Annotated in this window: 20 protein-coding genes; 12 read left to right on the top strand and 8 right to left on the bottom strand. The window is 69.2% G+C overall.

The features are described 5' to 3' along the window. Positions 1–90: 90 nt before the first annotated feature. On the bottom strand, positions 91–1,410 hold the full coding sequence (locus Mth01_RS23615; protein ID WP_204018127.1) for a M48 family metallopeptidase: 1,320 nt from the start codon (positions 1,408–1,410) through the stop codon (positions 91–93). A gap of 84 nt (positions 1,411–1,494) precedes the next feature. Next, positions 1,495–1,968 carry a hypothetical protein gene (locus Mth01_RS23610; RefSeq protein ID WP_204018126.1) on the bottom strand — a complete coding sequence of 158 codons (474 nt, stop codon included), beginning with the start codon at positions 1,966–1,968 and terminating at the stop codon, positions 1,495–1,497. A gap of 45 nt (positions 1,969–2,013) precedes the next feature. Here Mth01_RS23610 and Mth01_RS23605 point away from each other — a divergent pair, with 45 nt between their 5' ends. The 5 genes from Mth01_RS23605 to Mth01_RS23585 all read left to right on the top strand — a co-directional run bounded on the left by Mth01_RS23605 (position 2,014) and on the right by Mth01_RS23585 (position 6,445). After that, positions 2,014–2,997, top strand: coding sequence for a helix-turn-helix transcriptional regulator (locus Mth01_RS23605; RefSeq protein ID WP_204018125.1), 984 nt, complete (start codon positions 2,014–2,016; stop codon positions 2,995–2,997). 418 nt (positions 2,998–3,415) lie between these two features. After that, positions 3,416–4,762, top strand: coding sequence for a hypothetical protein (locus Mth01_RS23600; RefSeq protein WP_204018124.1), 1,347 nt, complete (start codon positions 3,416–3,418; stop codon positions 4,760–4,762). 58 nt (positions 4,763–4,820) lie between these two features. Next, a complete protein-coding gene (locus tag Mth01_RS23595) occupies positions 4,821–5,321 on the top strand; it encodes a hypothetical protein (RefSeq protein WP_204018123.1) in 501 nt (166 codons plus the stop codon). A gap of 2 nt (positions 5,322–5,323) precedes the next feature. Continuing rightward, a complete protein-coding gene (locus tag Mth01_RS23590; protein WP_204018122.1) occupies positions 5,324–6,133 on the top strand; it encodes a hypothetical protein in 810 nt (269 codons plus the stop codon). Between the two features lie 75 nt (positions 6,134–6,208). Further along, positions 6,209–6,445, top strand: coding sequence for a hypothetical protein (locus tag Mth01_RS23585; protein ID WP_204018121.1), 237 nt, complete (start codon positions 6,209–6,211; stop codon positions 6,443–6,445). Positions 6,446–6,459: 14 nt separating this feature from the next. Here Mth01_RS23585 and lpdA read toward each other — a convergent pair whose 3' ends face one another. Continuing rightward, positions 6,460–7,860, bottom strand: a complete 1,401-nt coding sequence (lpdA, locus tag Mth01_RS23580; protein ID WP_204018120.1) for a dihydrolipoyl dehydrogenase — start codon at positions 7,858–7,860, stop codon at positions 6,460–6,462. A gap of 256 nt (positions 7,861–8,116) precedes the next feature. On the opposite strand from lpdA, the gene Mth01_RS23575 reads away from it, so the two are divergent. From Mth01_RS23575 to Mth01_RS23565, 3 genes are all read left to right on the top strand, one after another. Beyond that, positions 8,117–9,343, top strand: a complete 1,227-nt coding sequence (locus Mth01_RS23575) for a globin domain-containing protein (RefSeq protein ID WP_204018119.1) — start codon at positions 8,117–8,119, stop codon at positions 9,341–9,343. A gap of 175 nt (positions 9,344–9,518) precedes the next feature. Continuing rightward, positions 9,519–9,911, top strand: a complete 393-nt coding sequence (locus Mth01_RS23570) for an SRPBCC family protein (protein ID WP_204018118.1) — start codon at positions 9,519–9,521, stop codon at positions 9,909–9,911. A 177-nt stretch (positions 9,912–10,088) separates the two neighbouring features. Further along, positions 10,089–11,492 carry a sensor histidine kinase gene (locus Mth01_RS23565; RefSeq protein WP_204018117.1) on the top strand — a complete coding sequence of 468 codons (1,404 nt, stop codon included), beginning with the start codon at positions 10,089–10,091 and terminating at the stop codon, positions 11,490–11,492. 55 nt (positions 11,493–11,547) lie between these two features. Here the strand turns inward: Mth01_RS23565 and Mth01_RS23560 are convergent, their stop codons facing one another. Continuing rightward, the gene (locus Mth01_RS23560; RefSeq protein WP_204018116.1) at positions 11,548–11,805 is read right to left on the bottom strand and encodes a hypothetical protein; all 258 of its coding nucleotides are present in this window, start codon (positions 11,803–11,805) and stop codon (positions 11,548–11,550) included. A gap of 291 nt (positions 11,806–12,096) precedes the next feature. Between Mth01_RS23560 and Mth01_RS23555 the strand changes: the two genes are divergently transcribed. The 4 genes from Mth01_RS23555 to Mth01_RS23540 all read left to right on the top strand — a co-directional run bounded on the left by Mth01_RS23555 (position 12,097) and on the right by Mth01_RS23540 (position 14,642). After that, complete coding sequence (locus Mth01_RS23555) at positions 12,097–12,552, top strand: DUF2267 domain-containing protein (protein ID WP_204018115.1); 456 nt, start codon at positions 12,097–12,099, stop codon at positions 12,550–12,552. 129 nt (positions 12,553–12,681) lie between these two features. Next, a complete protein-coding gene (locus Mth01_RS23550) occupies positions 12,682–13,251 on the top strand; it encodes a COG4315 family predicted lipoprotein (protein WP_204018114.1) in 570 nt (189 codons plus the stop codon). An 87-nt stretch (positions 13,252–13,338) separates the two neighbouring features. Continuing rightward, entirely contained in the window at positions 13,339–14,406 is a 1,068-nt protein-coding gene (locus Mth01_RS23545; RefSeq protein WP_204018113.1) for a quinone-dependent dihydroorotate dehydrogenase, read from the top strand. A gap of 32 nt (positions 14,407–14,438) precedes the next feature. Next, positions 14,439–14,642, top strand: coding sequence for a heavy-metal-associated domain-containing protein (locus Mth01_RS23540; RefSeq protein ID WP_204018112.1), 204 nt, complete (start codon positions 14,439–14,441; stop codon positions 14,640–14,642). Between the two features lie 147 nt (positions 14,643–14,789). Here the strand turns inward: Mth01_RS23540 and Mth01_RS23535 are convergent, their stop codons facing one another. The 4 genes from Mth01_RS23535 to Mth01_RS23520 all read right to left on the bottom strand — a co-directional run bounded on the left by Mth01_RS23535 (position 14,790) and on the right by Mth01_RS23520 (position 19,077). Continuing rightward, positions 14,790–16,439, bottom strand: a complete 1,650-nt coding sequence (locus Mth01_RS23535; protein WP_204018111.1) for a beta-N-acetylhexosaminidase — start codon at positions 16,437–16,439, stop codon at positions 14,790–14,792. Between the two features lie 43 nt (positions 16,440–16,482). Continuing rightward, positions 16,483–17,391: an N-acetylmuramoyl-L-alanine amidase gene (locus tag Mth01_RS23530; RefSeq protein ID WP_204018110.1), complete on the bottom strand. Its 909-nt coding sequence runs from the start codon at positions 17,389–17,391 to the stop codon at positions 16,483–16,485. Between the two features lie 154 nt (positions 17,392–17,545). After that, positions 17,546–17,848, bottom strand: a complete 303-nt coding sequence (locus Mth01_RS23525; RefSeq protein WP_204018109.1) for a hypothetical protein — start codon at positions 17,846–17,848, stop codon at positions 17,546–17,548. A 125-nt stretch (positions 17,849–17,973) separates the two neighbouring features. Beyond that, the gene (locus tag Mth01_RS23520; protein ID WP_204018108.1) at positions 17,974–19,077 is read right to left on the bottom strand and encodes a LacI family DNA-binding transcriptional regulator; all 1,104 of its coding nucleotides are present in this window, start codon (positions 19,075–19,077) and stop codon (positions 17,974–17,976) included. Positions 19,078–19,166: the final 89 nt, after the last annotated feature.

The following is a 19,166-nucleotide window of genomic DNA, read 5'->3' as shown; positions in this document are numbered from 1 at the left end:
CGCCCGATCGGCGCGATCTTTTCCGCTACCGCACGGGAAGTCCGGCGACCCGTGCGGCGATCAGCGTCCATGGCCCCGAAGCCATGGGCCTCAGTAGCTGAGGGTGAGTACGGCCTGGGCCGCTTGGGAGCGAGCTCCGGACAGCTCCGCTGTGATGGCGTCGGTCTCCGGCTCGCGGAGGGTGATCGCGGCCTGGCGCGGTTTGCGTACGGCCATCATCTGGATCCGCAGGTGCGTGGGCGGATGGGTCGTGTCCACCGACGACATGCGCAGGGCCGAAATCCGCAGCCGCCGGAGGCGTTCGGTTTCGGGGACCGTGGCGATGTGGTCGCGCAGTTCCCGCCACAGGTCGTAGTCCGCCTCCTGGCCGTTCGCGCGCTGGAATCCGCCCATCTGGTGCCGGGCCGTCTGGCGCTGCAAGACGGTCTTCACGCTCTCAGCGAGCACCAGGGCCTCCAGCATCGACCGGGCCGCCGCCGACGAGGCGACCTGCGCGGCCAGGTCGTCGGCCAGATATTCGGCACGCTGGCCGTTTCGCAGCGTGAGGCGGTGCAGCGCGAACAGCGTCAGAGCTGTGAGAATGTTCGGGACGAGCAGCAGCGCCGCGGCGATCATGGCCGCGATCGTGGACAAAGGGCCTGAACCCCCGGCGAGGATCCTGCGCGGATGGGTCATCGCGTACCAGTGGCCCAGGGCCTCCAGTGCCGCCTGGAGCAACACGCCGCGGCGGCTGTCGCCGTTGCGGGAATGCCCGAACTCGTGTCCCAGCAGTGCGACCCGCTCCTGCGGCGTGAGCACCTCCCACACGGCCAGACCGATGGTGAGCACGCTGCGCCGGCGCAGCCCCACTTTGCCGAAGCTCGCGTTGAAGTCCGGCGTGACCCGGATCAGGTCGGGGGGTGCCACCCCCAGTTCGGCGGCGACCCGGTCGGCGAGGCCGTACAGGTGGGGAGCTTCGGTACGGCTCAGCGACCACATGTCCTGGCGGAACCACCCCAGGCGGGGACGGAGCAAGAAGGCGATCGCCAGTCCCATCACGCCGAGGATTCGGCCCGCGAACGCCCCGTTGATCAGCAGCCACACCGATCCCGCCGCGAGGGCCACCGTGGACAGATGCACCGCGCCCGCGATGACCATGGCGATGATCCCCGCACCGTCACGCCCGCCGGTCGCATCCGGTACGGCACTGACCTCGGTGAACAGCCGTTCGATGGCTGCCCGGTCCGCCGCACGGCGTCTGGCCCGCCACTTCCGCTGCCATCGCCCGCCCTGCGGAGCGGCTGATTCCTTCAGGGGGTCGACGTTCCAGTCGCATGCCGGGCACCAGGCGGAGAATCGGGGGTTCACCGAGATGGGGGCGGAGCACGAGGGACAGATGCCGTCGGGCGGAGCGGCGGGCGATGACGTCATGACGGGAATCTTGTCGTACTGATCACCTTTCGCGGCGCGAGTCGGTAAATACCGTTATGAGAAAACCGCACCCGATCGAACCCGCTACCGGCCCACCGGGCCTTCCGGGCGGCTGTCGGCCAGATAGCCGCCGAGGTCGGGGACGTCCCGGACGAACATGTGGCGAACCCATGCGGCCCGCTCGTACTCGAGCGCGGGCAACTCCCACACGCAGCCGACCCACCGGCGCGCCTCGAGAACGAAGCGCGAGGGGTCCTCGTCGGGACAGCCGATGACGGGTTGGCCGGCCGCCGCCGTGTGCACCTCGACCACGTTGTCCCAGACCCAGGTGTACGCGATCAGGTAGGCGCCGGTGTCCTCGCCCCTGTGGAGGACGATCCAGCCGGCCGGGGAGTCGTCGGCGGGTGCGGGAACGAGTCGCGGCAGGAACTCGTAGGCCGCCTTCTCGACCTCGGGTTCGATCTCGTGGCCGGGCCGGTCGACGTGGTAGCGCTTGTACGGACGGCCGCCCACGACCATCGGGTCGAGCGGCCGCATGTTCTTCTCGTTGAATGCCATGAAACGGACCGTATGCCGCATCCACTGCCACGTATTGTCAGTGGAATGCGAGCTTCTCGGCTGCTGTCCATCCTTCTGCTGCTCCAGTCGCGCGGTCGCCTGACGGCGCGACAGCTCGCCGACGAACTCGAGGTCAGTGTCCGCACGATCTATCGCGACGTGGAGTCGCTGCACACCGCGGGCATTCCGCTGTACGGCGAAGCCGGGCACCAGGGCGGCTACCAGTTGCTCGACGGCTTCCGCACCAAGCTCACCGGGCTGACCGCGCAGGAGGCCGAGGCGCTGTTCCTGGCCGGAATGCCCGGCCCGGCCGCCGAGCTCGGTCTCGGCGCGCTGGCGGCGGCGGCCGAGCTCAAGATCGAGGCCGCGCTTCCGCCCGCGCTGCGGGACGGCGCCCGGCGTGTCCGGGAGCACTTCCTCCTCGACGCCCCCGGCTGGTACCACGACGGCGATCAGGCGGCCTGCCTCCCTGCGGTGGCCGAGGCCGTGTGGAACAGGCGGGTCATCCACGTTCGCTATCGCCGTTGGGCCGCGCCGTGTGAGGTCGAGCGGAGGCTGGAGCCGTACGGACTGGTCCTGAAGGGCGGGAAGTGGTATTTGGTGGCCCGGTGTGACGGGACACTGCGGACCTACCGGGTCACCCAGATCCTCGACCTGCGGGTGTTGGCGGGCGAGACGTTCGAGCGGCCGGACGGTTTCGACCTGGCCGGCTATTGGCGCGAGCATGTGGTCGACTTCCGGTCGCGGCTGTTCACGGGCCATGCGGTGATCCGGATCTCACCGGAGGGGCGGGAACGGCTGGCCGACCTGATGAGCTCGGCCGTCGTCGAGGCCGTGGCCCACACCGCCGGCGTGGCCGACGATCAGGGGTGGATCACCGCGACCGTGCCGATCGAGTCGCTGACGCACGCGCAGACGGAGTTCCTCAAGCTCGGGGCAGAGGTCGAGGTCCTGGAGCCTCTCGAGCTCCGGCGGAAGCTGACCGAGACCGCCAACGCCCTGGCGGCCCTCTACCCGCGGCGAACGTGAGATCGGCGGCGGAGTAGGAAGGCCTCCGGCGCGGCCCGCAGGCCGACGGGGCCGGGCCGGTCCCGCCGTGATCACAGTCGATCAGTCCGACCACGCAGCGGACGATCACGAATTCGGACAACAACGACAACACGTCGTTATCCTGCCGCGAACCGAGTCTGAGCTTGGGGTTTTTAGAGGGTTTAGAGCGATCTGCTCCCGCTTCGGGTAGATCCTTGCCATAATCGGTCGGCGAGAGGCGGAGATCGTCCCCGAGCGGGGTGACCCCTATGGAATCCGCTCTCTTTGTGCTGCCCTCGTGCCGGGATGTGCAGCTTGGGCGCCGCCGAACCGGCGGGGGCGCGCCCTGTCAGCCAGGTTGACCGTAACTGTTCGCTCTCTCGGGGGAAAGATGCCAGAGTCAAACCATCTGGGCGATATGGTCCATAGTGTCCGCTGGTCGAGACGGGCGGCGCTGCTGGCCGGAGGGCTCCTGGTCACCGGTTGCAGTGGCTACCGCCGGCCCACCATCCAGAGCGAGGATTACGACTCCGCCGGGTCTGACAAGAAGCACCTGAGGGAGATCCTCGAACGCCGCGCCAAGGCGCTGATGGACAAGGACGAGAAGGGCTATCTGGCCGACCTGGACCAGTCGAACAAGAAGCTGGTCCAGCACGAGAAGCTCATCTTCGACAACCTGCGCCAGTTCGATCTCGCGGAGATCCGGTTCATCACGGAGCGGGCCATTGAGAATACCGATGACGATGGCGACGTCCAGTTCGCGCCGGTGATCCGGATCACCAAGTTCACCGCGGACGCCGGCCCCGGCGACGTCGCCCCCGCCGAGACGTTTCTCTATCGCCTGCGCAAGAAGAACGACAAGTTCGTGGTGACGGGGATCATCGGGGCGACTCGGAAGAACTACAAAAAGCTGCACCTGGACGGCCCGCTGGCCTACGGTCCGTGGAACACCGACAAGCTGCACGTCGTGAAGGTGGGGAAAAAGGTCTGGCTGGTCGGCGACAAGAGCGTCACCGATCTGGACCGCTACGCCGCCGTCACGGAGCGGGAGCTGCGCCTGGTCGAAAACCTGTGGGGCGACCGCCTCACCTATCCCGGTTACATCCTGTTCTTCACCCGGGATATGGCCAACTTGAAGCAGTGGTTCGACTACGGCGCGGCCGACGACTTCGACCCGAGCATCCTCGGCCTGCAGTGGGGGCTGCTGGGCGTTCAGAAGAACGGCACGGTCTACGGCCGTGAGTACGCCGCGTCCCGGATCGTGGTGAACCTGAAAGGTCATCAGGCATACAGCGATCCCGCGATGACGATCCGCCATGAGCTGACCCACGCGGTCACCGCTCGTGCGTCGCTGACCATCGGGGGAGACTACACTCCTCCGACCTGGGCGATCGAGGGCTTCGCCCGCTACACCGAGACCATGGGGAACGCCGCGTCGGCGGCCAGGATCCGCTCCGCGGTGGCCACCGGAGTCCGGGCCGGCAAGTTTCGCGGCACCACGCCCGCCTCCAAGAATTTCTACGACTTCGGCGGGGACATCGACTTCAACTACTGTCTGGGCTCGACGGTGTTCAGCCTGGCCGAGCGGCTCAAGGGGCGGGCCGCCGCGGTGGAGCTCTACTACAGGATCATCCAGCACCCCGACTCGCTCGACATGCCCTTCATGCGACTCCCGGTCTTCGACGGGATCAGCAGGGACGTCCTCGGGATGAGCAGCGACGCTTTCCGGAGCCGGTGGAACACCTTCGTCCGGAATGGAGGGTGAGATGTCCGTGCCTCCGGCACCCGGCGGGGACCGTTCCCGTCGCGGGCTCCTGGTCTTCGTGATCGCCCTGGTCGTGTTCCTGGCCGCCGGCGGCGGCGCGTACGCGCTCACGCGCGACTATCGCAGTAATCAGATGACGCAGGACTGCGGCAACTCCTATGGCTGCATTCCCGGGCTCAAGGTCACCACCCTGGTCGAGGCATTGAAGGACCGGGGGCACACGTGCGAGGAGAAGAGCTCGTCGTGGCACTGCGACATGGTGATCGGCCACGTGTATTTCGACCTCTGGTTGCAGACCTCCGGGGGCTACATCTATTCGGTTTCGGTCAGGCTCCATCGGATGGACGACAAGGCGCTGACCGGCACCGGGCTCTCCTACCTGTCGTGGTTCGCCGCCCTGCCGTTCCGGGACGATCCGGTATTGACGAAGGAGATCGAGGGCTGGATAGCCCAGCAGCTCGAAAACAACAAGGACACCAAGGCCACCATCGGCGACTACGAGTACGTCTTACAACGCCCTGAGGCGGAAAGCGTCGAGTTCACCATCCGGGAGAAATGACGATGGCTGCACGACCCGGACCTTACTCACCCGACGGCAGGTTCTGGTGGGACGGCACGGCCTGGCAGCCGGTGCAGCCTCCGCCGCAGCCGCAGCCGCAGCCGCAGCCACAGCCGCAGCCGCAGTACGGACCTCCCGGGCAGCAGGGCTTCCAACAGCCCGGATTCCAACAGCAGGGATTCCAGGTGCCGCCCGGATATCCCGTCCCGCCGGGTGGCGGCATGCCCCGCACGCCCAGGCCGAGATCGGGGTTCGTGCTGCTGACCATCGGTGCGGCGATCGCGGCCCTGGTGCTGGGCGGCATCATCGGCGGTGTCGTCGGACTGACGACGACCAAGCCGAGGGGTGACAACAGCGTGCCCGCGTTCGCGGGGAAGTTTCCGGATGCCAAGGCACAGTATCTGCCCGGCGTGACCGTTTCCTTTATCGTCGACGACTGGATGAAGCGGGCCAACAAGTGGAAGTGCGTCAAGGATCCCAAGACGCAGGATCTGTACAGCCGGGCCAAATCGCAGATGAAGTGCGAGCCCCCGGATGATCGGGGCGATATGCACGTCGACATCGAGTACGACGCCGACGACAAGGTGAAGGTGGTGGAGGCGACCTGCTGGCTCGGCGTCCATACCAAGGCGTGCAAGAGCCTCGCCGCCATGATGGCCGATGCGGTGCTGGCCGCCCAGCCCAAGCTGCGTAAGCAGGCGCAGAAGTGGGCGGAGCAGAACTCGGGCAGCGAGCGGGCGACGACCATCGGCGGCATCCGCCTGGAGGCCGACCTGAACCCGAACGGCATGAAAGCCCTGCCCGCGCTCTGACCATCGTCGCGGCCCTGCATGGCGGTGGTGGGCGACGTCGTCCATATGCTCGGGCGGATCCGGGGAAGCGCCTCGGTGCGTTCGGACATCCTGATCGAGTTCTTCGACTCCACCGGGGACGTCGCCGTCTCTTCACCCCACATATGCGCCGGTGTCTCGCCGCCGGGCAACGGCTCGATCGTCACCTGCGGACCGGTGACCGCCGCGGCACCCCGGACGGGCGGGAACCTGCGCAATGTCCGGCAGCGGTGGCGGAAGGCCCGCGCCGGCGCTTTCGGCGGCAGCCTGGAGAGCCCGTCGGTCCCCTGGTGAAGCCGGGTGAATGCTCACATGTTGATCATGTGGCCGGCCAGGCCGTGGATCGCCTCCTTGACCGCCTCGCTCAGCGTGGGGTGGGCGTGGACGTTGCGCGCCATCTCGTTGACGGTCAGCTCCCACTGCTGGGCCAGGGTCAGCTCGGGCAGCAGCTCGGTGACGTCGGGGCCGATCAGGTGGGCGCCGAGCAGCTCGCCGTATTTCGCGTCGCTGAGAAGCTTGACGAATCCCGCGGTGTCGCCCATGCCGTGCGCCTTGCCGTTCGCGCTGAACGGGAACTTGGCGACCTTGACGTCGAAGCCGCGCTCGCGGGCCTGCGCTTCGGTGAAGCCGAAGCTCGCGATCTGCGGCTGGCAGAAGGTCGCCCGCGGGATCATCACATAGTCGAGCTCCATCGTCTCGGCGTCCGCGATCGTCTCGGCCGCGACGATGCCCATCGCCTCGGCCGCGTGCGCGAGCATGAGCTTGGCCGTCACGTCGCCGATCGCGAAGATGTGCGGCACGCTCGTACGGCACCGCCCGTCGACGTCGATGGCGCCCCGGTCGGTGAGCCGTACGCCGGTCCGATCGAGGCCGTAGCCCTCCACCCGGGGCTGGAACCCGATGGCCTGCAGGACCTTGTCGGCCTCCAGGACGGACGTGGCGCCGTCGCGTGAGACCGTCACCCGAACCTTCTCGCCAGAGTCGTCGATCGACTCGACCCGGGTGGAGGTCAGCACCTCGATGCCGAGCCGCTTGTAGCGCCGCGCCAGTTCGGCCGACACCTCGGCGTCCTCCAGCGGCACCATGCGGTCGAGGAACTCGACGATCGTCACCTTGACGCCGTAGCTGCTCAGCACGTACGCGAACTCGACCCCGATGGCGCCCGCGCCGGCGATGACGATGCTCTCCGGCAGCTTCTCGGTGAGGATCTGCTCCTCGTACGTCACGACCCGCTCGCTCAGCGAGGTCCCGGGCAGCAGCCTGGTCGTCGCCCCGGCGGCGACGATGCAGTGGTCGAATGTGACGGTCCGCGCGTTGCCGTCGGATCCCTCGACCCGCAGGGTGTGCGGATCGGTGAAGGCGCCCCAGCCGTGGTGTTCGGTGATCCCGTTCTTCTTCATCAGGTAGTGCACGCCCTTGACGCGGCCGTCCGCGACCTTGCGGCTCCGCCGGAACGCCTCGCCGTAGTCGAAGGTGAGGTTCCCCTCGACCCCGATGCCGAACGTCCTGGCCTCGTGAGTGAGCAGATGGACGAGTTCGGCGTTGCGCAGCAGCGCCTTCGAGGGGATGCATCCCACGTTGAGGCAGACCCCGCCCCAGTAGCGCTCCTCGACGATCGCCGTGCTGAGGCCGAGTTGGGCCGCCCGGACCGCCGCGACGTAACCGCCCGGGCCCGCGCCGAGGACAACGACATCGTAGTGATCGCTCATATATCGGACCCTACGTGGAGCGGCCCCGGCCCTCCACACCCGGGAGGCGCCTACGGCTTCGCGATGCGGGGGCGGCGCGGCATCGTACCAAGCCACCCCCTCGCCCCGGTCAAATATCCCCAAATCGGGACCTAAGCCGCCATCCGGTTAGTTTTCATAACTACAGCGGTCGAGCCATGGCAAGCCCTCCTCGCCGTGCCGGATCCCACCCCGGATCAAAACAAGGGAAGATCACCTACTAGTCATCGGAGGACGGATGCTCTCCCCGGACTCGGCCGCGGTCGTCCGCGCCACCCTGCCGGTCGTCGGCGAAGCCATCGAGAAGATCACCGCCACCTTCTACGACGACATGTTCGCCGACAACCCGGAGCTGCTGCGGGACCTGTTCAACCGGGGCAACCAGGCCAACGGTGAGCAGCGCAAGGCCCTGGCCGGCTCGATCGCCGCCTTCGCCGCCATGCTGGTGAACCACCCCGACCAGCGGCCCGACCTCATGCTCGCCCGGATCGCGCACAAGCACGTGTCGCTGGGCGTCACGCCCGAGCAGTACAACGTGGTGCACAAGTACCTGTTCGGCGCCATCGCCGAGGTCCTCGGCGAGGCCGCCACCCCCGACGTCGTCGCCGCCTGGGACGAGGTCTACTGGCTCATGGCCGAGGCGCTGATCAACCTGGAGATCGGCCTCTACCGGGAGACCCGCCGCGGGATCGGAGAGGTCTGGCTGCGGGCGCGCGTGGTCGAGCGGCGGCGCGAGACCCACGACGTGATCTCCCTCACGCTGCGGCCGGAGACCCCGATGTCCTTCAGGCCGGGGCAGTACGTCAGCGTCACCGTTCCGCTGCCGGACGGGGCCCGGCAGATCCGCCAGTACAGCCTGTCGTCCGCGCCCGGCGACGACTGGCGCATCACGGTCAAGCGCGTGTACGGCGAAGCCGGGCCGGATGGCGAGCCCGGGCCGGACGGCGAGGTGTCCAACTGGCTGCACGCCGAAATCGGCGTCGGCGACGAGTTGACGGTCTCGGCGCCGTTCGGCGAGATGACGCTCGCCGACGGCGATGCTCCCCTGCTGCTGGCCTCGGCCGGCATCGGCGTCACCCCGATCCTCGCGATGGTCGATCACCTCGCCGCCACCGGGTCCACCCGCCGGATCACGGTCGCGCACGCCGACCGCAGCGCGGCCGATCACGCGCACCGCGACGAGCTCGGCCGCCTGGTCGGGACATTGCCCGACGCCACGCTGCACCTGTGGTACGAGCAGAACTACGCCGCCCCCGGCACCGGAACCGACGACGGCGACGGGGCCAGGACCGGCCTGATGGACCTCGCGGACATCGATCTGCCGGAGGGCACGGTCGCCTACCTGTGCGGGCCGCTGCCGTTCATGCGCTGCGTACGCGCCGAGCTGCTCGGCCGTGGCCTGCCCGCGTCACGGATCCACTACGAGGTGTTCGGCCCCGACCTCTGGCTGGCCGACGCCGGCTGATCCGACTGATCCGACTGATCCGGCTGATCCGGCGGTCCGTACGCCCGCGGCCGCCCGCGCCCCCCGTTCGACGGAAGGGGCCCGGGCGGCCGCTCGGCGTTTTCCCGTCACCGACGTTTCTCCGGGCGAGCGCGGGTAGGGCGGCGGTGAGGCGAGAAGGAACGAGGGAGGAGAGATGAGCGAGTTCGAACGCTCCCGCAGGATCGCGGCCCCCGCCGACCAGGTCTTCGAGCGCGCGTGCGACATCGACGAGCTCGACGACTGGCTGCCGCGTGACCTGCACGTGCGGCCGGAGGATCCGCCCGCTGTGACGGTCCACGAGGACGCGAAGGGACAGGACGAGCGCGCGCTGCTGCGGACCGAGCGCGACCAGCTCCGCATGGAGTGGGGCACTCGGGACGACGACCGGTACGCCGGGTGGCTCCAGGTGGCCGGGATCGATGATTCAAGCAGCGACGTGACCGTCCACCTGTCCTTCTTCGACGAGGAGCACGCCCCTGCGGGGGACTTCGTGGCCAGCGCCCTGGACGAGAGCCTCGAGCGACTGGCCCACAGAGTGAGCGGCTGAGAGCGCGGCTGAACCGCCCCCTGCCCAAAGGTCTCTTCGGTAAAGAGTCGGCAGACCTTTTCGCCGGTGAGGGGGCATCCTGTCGGGTGTTGGGTAATCGGATCCGATATGTGGGGTCTGTACGTGGTCCCGTGCGTACGAGCACTGTGCGCCCGGCTCACCCTCTTCTCTCTGATTTTGGCCATTCTCGTCCTGCTGCCGGGGAGCTTCCTTCTGGGGAAGATCGCCCGGGACCGGGTCACCATGGCGTGGTGGGGATCCAGCCACGAGGCCGCGCTCGCCCTCGCGCAGCGCGTACGGGCGGGCCGGCTCGGCGGCACGGTGGAGACCGGTGTCCCGAGCGTCGAGCTGGCGCAGGTCGTGGGGCCGAAGGGGGAGATGCTCAGCACGTCGAGTGCGGCCCGGAATCTGCCCCTGCTGAGCACGGTCCGCCCACCCGGTGACGATCCGGTCCAGATGACGCAGGCCTGCGCACATCCCAGGCAGGGTTGCCTGCTCTCCACGGCGGTGCGGGTGTGGCCGGAGCCGGACTCCCCGATCGTCTACACGGCCCAGCGTGTCGCCAGACCCGTCGTCGTCGGCCTCCTCGACATCCTGATCGTGCTGCAGGCGGTCGTGCTCGTGGTGCTGTCCGTCTGGACGGTCCGCAAGGTCGTCACCCGCACGCTGCGTCCGGTACGGGAGATCTGCACGGCGCTGGAGCGGATCAACCGCGGCGGCGGCGACGGCCGGATCGAGCAGCCCCGGGGACGGGGCGAGGTCGCCCAGCTCGCCGGATGCATCAACAAGACGCTCGACCAGGTCAAGCAGGTGCGGAAGTTCGCCTCCGACGTCTCCCACGAACTGCGCACACCCCTCACCGCCCTGCGCCTCCACATAGAGGAACTGCAGCTCAGCCGGGAGCATGGCGACCTGGATGAGCTGCTGCGCCAGGAACTGCGCGACGTCGAGCGGCTGGAAGAGATCATCAGTGACCTGCTGCTGCTCTCCCGCCTGCGGGAGGGGACGGGGGCCATGCGGCCCACCCCGGTGGACCTCGGAGGCCTGGCCGAGGAGGAGGTCACCCAGCGCACGGGGCGCATCCCCGTCCAGCTCAAAATCGAAAGCGATGTCTGGGTGCTGGGGATGCGGACCCAGATCCGGCGGGTGCTGCGTAACCTGCTGGACAACGCGCAGCGGCATGCCATCAGCACGATCAAGGTCACGGTCAGTCGAAACGGCGGGTCGGCGGAGCTGGCTGTGGCGGACGACGGACATGGTGTCCCACTCCAGGACAGGGACCGCATCTTCGAGCGCTTCACCCGGCTGGAGGAGTCACGCAAACTCGACCCGGGCGGCACCGGGCTCGGCCTGGCCATCTCCCGCGAGATCGCCAGGGCGCACGGCGGCAGCATCGGCGTCGAGGACTCCGGGGGCGGGGGAGCCTGCTTCGTGCTCCGGCTGCCCCTGCTCGGCGCACGCGAGAACGAGGAGCCTCCGGCGCCACCCGTGGAGCGGACGGGGCAGGATGAGCGTGCGAAACCGGATTCGGCGGTGCACATCCGATGGATCCATCTGGCCAACGGACAGGCGGAGCAATGACCGGAGCGATGAATCGCCGCCCCCGCGTCTCAACGGGCTCTCCCGGTCGCTCACTTCAGCGCCGAGAAGCCGACTCCTGACGGGAGTCGCCTGGCCGGTCCTGCGGTCGGTTCCGCGGTGGCGGCTCAAACCCCACCTCGAACCCCATCTCGGGTCCCGCCTCGGCCGACTGGACGGCCGAGACTCCGGGTCCGGTGGCCGGGAGCGGCGGTATGTGGGCGGACGCGCGCGGGCCGGCCAGCCGGAGGACCTGCCGGATCCACGCCTCGAGACCTGAGGGATCGGGCGGGGTGAGCGGCATCTGCTCAGTCATCCGGGTGCTCCTTCTCTGCCGCACGATATGCACGAACTGGCGGAAGGGGGGCGATCCGCACGGAAGACGCCGCGTTGTCGCAGCCGGCCGACGCTGCTGGACGGCGTTCGAGGGCCAGCATGGCATCGCCCCCGCCGCCGCGGCGGGCAGGCTCCCTTGATCGCGGTTGCGTGTCGGCCGCCGGTCTCTCGCGCGCCGGCTGTGCCGGCTCCAGCCGTACGGGCTGGGCGTCCCGTACACAATTTCCGGAAAACTGCTCATTTATCCGCTTCTCGGGGGAATGGGAGCGGAGTGGAGTACAAGGAGTTCGTCCGGTTGGTAGAGGAACGCTCTGGATTATCGCGCGAGGAGGCCGCGGACCTGTCCCGCGCGACGGTCGAGACGCTGGGGGATCGGCTCAGCGCGGGGGAGGCCCGTCATTTGGCGGCCGAGCTCCCGGCGCCGCTGCGGGAGTCACTTCACATCAGCGAGAGGATCGAGCGGTTCGGCCTGCGTGACATGGTGCGCCGCGTGAGCCGCCGCACCGGGCTGACGGTGGAGGAAACCCGCGGCGGAGTGAGTGCCGTCCTGCTGACACTGCGCGAGGCGGTGGCGGGTGAGGCCTTCGACCACGCGATGGCACAGCTCCCCTCCGAATTCGAGCAGGCGGCGTCAGAGCGGGCGGCACCCGAGCAGGCGGCACCCGAGCGGGTGACGCTCGAGCAGGCGGCGTCCGAGCGGGCGACGTCCTGGCAGGCGGCGACCTGACGCGCCCAGATCAGGCGACTTTCAGTAGACGGTAAAGGGATGTCCCAGATCTTCGTGTCTTGGCGGCACACCCCATGCCCTCACGTGTCTCCTGGGACCCGTGCTCAGAAACTTCCCAGGAGGCCGAAGATGAGGAAACTGCTGTACGCCGGCGTGATCACCGTTGGCTTGCTGGCGTCAGGATGTGGCAGCGCCGAGGAGCACGACAACGCCGCCAAGCCTGCCGCCAATGAGCACTACACCGAGCCGAGCGAGACCCCCTACGAGTCCGGATCGGCGATGCCCGAGTCCGGCGCCCCCGCGTCGCCGACCTCGCCGGTCATGGCGACGCCGACGGGCCCGGCGAAGATCGACGTCGCGCAGACCAGCCTCGGCAAGATTCTCGTCGGGACGGAGGGCCGCACTCTCTATCTGTTCACCGAGGACAAGAAGGACAAGTCGGCCTGCTCGGCGGCGTGCGCGGCGGCCTGGCCGCCCGCGCTCACGCTCGGGCAACCCCAGGGCGGAACCGGCATCAACGGGAGCCTGCTCGGCACGATCAAGCGCGAGGACGGCGGCACCCAGATCACCTACAACAAGCATCCGCTGTACTACTACGCCAAGGACCAGAAGGCCGGCGACACGGCCGGTCAGAACGTCAAGGACTTCGGCGGCGAGTGGTACGCGGTGACCCCGGAGGGCAAGAAGGCGAAGCACTGACGGCGCCCGACCAGGGACGACCTGGGCCGCCCCGGAGTGCCGGACGCTCCGGGGCGGCCCCATGCCGTGGACGATAGGCTGACCGCGATGTATCGACTCGTCTTCACGCAGGTCCTGAGCCGGTTCGACGCGGAGGCCGTGCACCATCTCACGGTCAGGCTGCTCCGCCTGCTCTCAGTGCTGCCGGTGGTCAAACGGCTGCTGTACGGATGGCTCGCGCCGCGCGACGAGTCGCTGCGCGTCCAGGCGTTCGGCGTGCACTTCCCGGCGCCCTTCGGGCTCGCCGCCGGCTTCGACAAGGACGCGGGGTGCTTCGAGGCGCTCGCGGCCCTGGGCTTCGGCCACGTCGAGGTCGGCACGATCACGGCACGGGCCCAGCCCGGCAACCCACGCCCCCGCCTGTTCCGGCTCCCGGAGAGCCGGGCGATCATCAACCGGATGGGCTTCAACAACGCGGGAGCCCACGCGGCGGCCAGGCGGCTGCGCCGGTCCCGGAGCCTTCCGGCCGTGGTCGGCGTCAACATCGGCAAGACCAAGGTGGTGCCGGAGAACGAGGCCGTGGCCGACTACGTGTCGAGTGCTCGGCTGCTGGCTCCGCTCGCCGACTACCTTGTGGTCAACGTGAGCTCGCCCAACACGCCGGGGCTGCGCGACCTTCAGGCGGTGGAACTGCTGCGTCCGCTGCTGACGGCCGTACGGGAGACCGCGGGCCGGACACCGCTGCTCGTCAAGATCGCCCCAGACCTGGCGGACGAGGACATCGACGCCGTCGCGGATCTCGCCGCCGACCTGGGGCTCGCCGGGATCATCGCCACGAACACCACGATCAGCCGTGCGGGGGTCTCCAGCGCCGAGACCGGAGGGCTGTCGGGGCGTCCGCTGAAGTCCAGGTCGCTCGAGGTGCTGCGCCGGCTGCACCGGAGGGTCGGCGGCCGTCTCGCGATCGTCTCGGTCGGCGGCGTCGAGGACGCCGACGACGTGTGGGCGCGGCTGCTCGCCGGGGCCACCCTCGTCCAGGGATACACCGGAATGATCTACGGTGGCCCGCTGTGGGCCTGGCGGATCCACCGCGGGCTGTCCCGCCGCCTGCGCCGCCACGGCCACACCTCGATCCGCGAGGTCATCGGCCGGAGCGCCGTCGGCGAGACCGCCTGACCGACGCGAAGACGACCATTGAGGAGAGCGACATGAGCGTGAAGACCTACACGGTGCAGGGTATGACCTGCGGTCACTGCGTGGCCTCGGTCACCGAGGAGGTCGGCGAGGTCCCGGGCGTGACCGGCGTGGACGTGGACCTCGCCACGGGCCGGCTCGACGTCACCGGCGAAGGCGTGACCGACGAGGCCGTACGGCAGGCCGTCGAAGAGGCCGGCTACACCGTCACGCCATAACCCCCCATAACTCCCGTGGGCACCCCCGGGAGAACCCCCTCCCCCGTGATCTTGCATTTTCTCGCAGACCGCACCCCTGACCTGGTGTGGCGCCATTCGTGATCTCGCAGTGCTGCCGCCCCGGCCGAGAGCCGGGGCGGACGGGCGTCACGAACTCGTGCTGGGGCGGGTGGAGTCGGCCGATTGGGTCAACTCGTGCAGGTGCCTCATCATCTCCTGCACGTCCACGACGCCCGGACGATGGCGCCGCCACCCGCTGCCGCCCCGCTGCCACGGCCGCGGTCCCGCCGGCGGACGATATTCCACGCCGAAGGCGTCCAGCCGTACGAGATGGGCGTCGAGCCGACCGGTGAAGCACTCCGAGACGGGTGCGCCGCTCCAGGCGATCTCAGCCGCCGCGCAGCCACGCGGCCAGGCCCGGTAGTCGAGCGTCCGCCCGTCGGGGATCCGCTCGCTCCAGAGCTGGAACTGCACGCCGACCACCCGGTCCCGCTCCTCGACCGTCCATTCTGACGGCACAGGCGCGAAGGCCGCCACGTCGGCCAGCGTGATCGTGTCGCCGATGGCCAACGGCTCCTCCGCCGAGGCCGCCTCGGCGTAGTCGAAGTACATCGGGAACACCGGCGTCGCGACCACCTCGTGGCCCGCCGCCGCGGCCCGTCGCCCGACCTGCGGGCCGCGCCACGGCATGACCACCGTGTCCTGCCTGAGCATTCCGCTGACGAACGCCTCGTCCCACACGACGGCACGGCTCCGGCGCTCGGCGAGCACGTCGGCCAGCCGCCGCAGGAACCATGCGTGCAGGTCGGCCGGGGTCGCCAGGCCCAGCTTCTCCTGGTACGCGGAGATCTCGGCGGAGGCCGCCCAGTCGTCCAGCACACACTCGTCGCCGCCGATGTGGAAGTACGGCACGTCACCCAGCGCACCGATGATCTCGTCGAAGACCGTGGTGAGGAAGTCGACCGTGGCCGGCAACGGGGAGAGGATCGCCGGTGAGATGCCCCACCGGTCCAGCACCCGATATGTGTCTGCCGGCCGCGCCGCGAACTCGGGGTACGCCGCCAGGATCGCCGATGCGTGCCCGGGTACGTCGATCTCCGGTACGACGGTGACCGCCCGGGCCGTCGCATAGGCGGAGATCTCCGCCAGGTCCGTCAGCGTGTAGTACCCGCCATGGGGGACGCCGTCGAAGGCCGGCTCCTCACGGTAGTAACTGGTGGTCGTCTGATCCCGGTGCGAGCCGATCTCGTGGAGCAGCGGATAGGCCCGGCTCTCCACGCGCCACCCCTGGTCGTCCACCAGGTGCAGGTGGAGCCGGTTGAGCTTGTGGAGGGCCAGCATGTCGATCATCCGCAGGACCTCCCGCTTGGGCAGGAAGTTGCGGGCGACGTCGAGGTGGGCCCCGCGCCAGGAGAGTGCGGGCGCGTCCGCGAGCCGTCCGCACGGCACGGCCCAGACCGTGCCGGGGAGGGCCGCCGCCCGGTACGCCTCGGCGGGCAGGAGCTGCCGCAGCGTCTGTCCGGCGTAGAACGCGCCGGCCCGGTCTCCCGCGGCGATCCGCACCCCCTCGGCGGTGATCTCGATCTCGTACGCCTCGGGGCCGAGGCCGGCGTCCTCGACCACCCGCACCGCGGCCGTGTCCGCTCCCGCCTCGGCGGGCCTGAGGTCGAGCACGGCAAGCGAGAGCCGTACGGCATCGACGAGGGCGGCCGGTCCGGAAACCGACGAGCCGGGAACGAACTCGAACACACCGGGCGTGCTCTCGGACACACGGGGGCGGGGGAGGAGGTGATCCATGCCCCAGATCATGCCAAATTTCCGGGGTGTCCGGCTCGGGTGGTCAGGTCAGCAGGTAGTCCCGGAGACCTCGCGCCAGGGAGTCGGCGATGCGCTGCCGGAACCCCTCGTCCTTCAGCTTGGCCGCGTCCTGCGCGTTCCGCATGTTCCCGCACTCGATGAATATCTTCGGAACCTCCGACAGGTTGAGGCCGCCGAGGTCGCTGCGGAAGTCGAGCGCGTTCTTGCCGAGATAGTTCGAGTACGGCAGGCCGGTGCCGTGGCGGTAGGCGTTCCGGATCTTACGACCCAGCCGCTCGGAGTCGTCAACGACGGGGTCGACCGGTCCGTCGATCTTCCTGGGGATGATCACGTGGAAACCGTGGCCGTTCGACGGCGCCCCGTCGGCGTGGATGGAGATCGCCGCGACCGCCCTGGCCCGGTTCCCGATCGCCGCACGCTCGGTGATGCAGGGGCCCCAGGGTGTGTCGGCGGTGCGGGTGAGCCGGACCCTGGCGCCCAGTTCCTTCAGCCGCTTGACCAGCCGGTTCGAGACGTCCCAGGTGAAGGCGGGCTCGCTGTAGCCGTCGTTGGTCGACGTGCCGGTGGTGTCGCAGGCCTTCCGCTTGGTGAGGACGTCGACCTGCTTGTTGATCTCTTGGGGATGCCGCCAGTTGTTCGCGTTGTGGCCGGGATCGATGACGATGACCTTCCCGGCCAGCGGCTTGGCCTGAGCGTCACGCTGCGACGTGTCCTCCTGAGATCTGCCCTGGGAGGTGGTCTGCGCGGTGGTGTGCGTCCTGGCAGGCGACTTGGCATCGGCTCGCGGCGGGTTCGCCGTACGGGTGGCGGCGGCCGGGCTCGTCGCGTCGGGAGCCTCGGAACCGCCCCAGACCTCCAGAGAGCCGCAGGCCACGAGGGTGCTGAGCCCGCACAGGCCCACGATCGCGGCGGCAAGAGGTCGACTGATCACGCTCGAATCCCTTCGCGACACTTCGGTCGTGTCTGACAAACCACGCCCTGATAGGCGGGGCCGGGCAGCATTTGCCAGACACTTCCCTGGGAAACCAACCTACGCGCAAAGCGCACGTGACCATGCCGTCACACCGGAAACGCCGATGGATGAGCTAGGCTCCCGGCGCCACGGAGAGCCCGAGCCTGGGCGTGGGAGGCCGCAGGGGCGGGCCGTCCTGCCCGTGCAGGAGGGCGGCCAGCTCGCGCGCGTCCGCGGCGTCGAGTCCCAGCACCACCCGGGGGCGTCCCCACGGATGCTCGATCGAGTGGGCGACGTAGCTCGCCACGGTCTCGGCGAGGTCGCCGGCGTCGTCGTCGCCGACGGTCAGCCCCCGGGCCTCCCGCCAGCGCACCCAGGCCCGTTCGAGCTCGTCGGCCGCCCGCTGTGCGCAGGAGACCAGCTCCGGATCACGCATGAATCCCCCCGATTCTCGCGAAATGCGGTCGCCGCCCCGGCGGGTCCCCCCGATGACACTGACGCGCCGGGTCGGCGTCACGGCACGAGTTAACACCGCCGCGAGACGACACGTCGGAGGTTGACCTAGCTTTGGGAATCGCTTGGCGCAGGCCCGGTGCTCCGCCGGACGACCAGTTGGGGGGTAACCTGGCGCAGCCTGGCCGCCTTGCCCGGCTCCGAGATGCGGTCGCTGAGCAGGGCGGCGGCAGACCGCCCCATCGCGCGCCGGGGCTGGTCCACGCTGGTCAGCGAGATCTGGTTCACCGCCGCGAGATGCGTGTTGTCGTACCCGACCACGGACAGGTCCTGAGGCACGCGCAGGCCCAGTTCGCTCGCGGCCGTGAGCACGCCCATCGCGACGATGTCGTTGGCCGCGAAGACCGCGGTCGGCCGAGGCGTACGGCGCAGCAGGGCCAGCGCGGCCTGCCGGCCGCCCTCCTCGGTGAAGTCTCCGTGCTCGACCATGATGTGCGGCGCGAGCGTGTGGCGGCGCATGGCCATCAGATAGCCCTCGCAGCGGCAGCGGGCGGCCGATGACGGCGTTCCTTCGATATGGGCGATCCGCCGGTGACCGAGTTCCACGAGGTGGTCGACGGCCAGGCGGGCTCCGAGTTGGTCATCGTCCACGACGATGTCGACGCCCTCGAGGTTCACGTCGCGCTCACCCACGACCACGGTGGGGGTGTAGGCGGCGGCCTCGGCGAGCGTGTCGCTGGACGGGGCGACACCCAGCATCACCAGGCCGTCCACACGCAACTCCAGGAAGGCCTCCACGGCCTCGTCCTCGAACGCCGGATCCCACCGGCCGCTTCCTATAAGCAGTCGCAGACCGTCGCCGTGCAGGCTCTCCTGCAGACCGTCCAGGAACTCCGCATAGAAGGGGTTGTGCAGATCCGACACCAGGGCGCCCACCAGATGGGTGCGGCCCTCCACGAGGCTGCGGGCCACCGCGTTCGGGCGGTAGCCGAGCTCCCTGGCCGCCTGGAGGACGGCCTCCCTGCGATGCTCGCTCACATGAGGTGATCCCCTGAGTACGAGGGACACCAGCGACTTGGACACCCCCGCGCGCTCGGCCACATTGCGGATCGTGGGCCGCGGCCGCGGGCTGAATCCATCGGGCAGCCCGCTGTCGGGCAGCGATACGCCGACGCTGTTCCGGGCAGTGGTCTGCATGGACGGTCCTGACATGGCTCTCCCCACGATGCGTGGACGTGCATCTGACACACCAAACGATCGAGTTGCCCAGAGGGTACGGGTAAAGGCCGTAATGCTGATAC

Source organism: Sphaerimonospora thailandensis (genome assembly GCF_016863115.1).
Classification (GTDB): Bacteria; Actinomycetota; Actinomycetes; order Streptosporangiales; family Streptosporangiaceae; genus Sphaerimonospora; species Sphaerimonospora cavernae.
The sequence above is the reverse complement of the archived record's forward strand: the minus strand, read 5'-3'. Positions and strand labels throughout refer to the sequence as shown.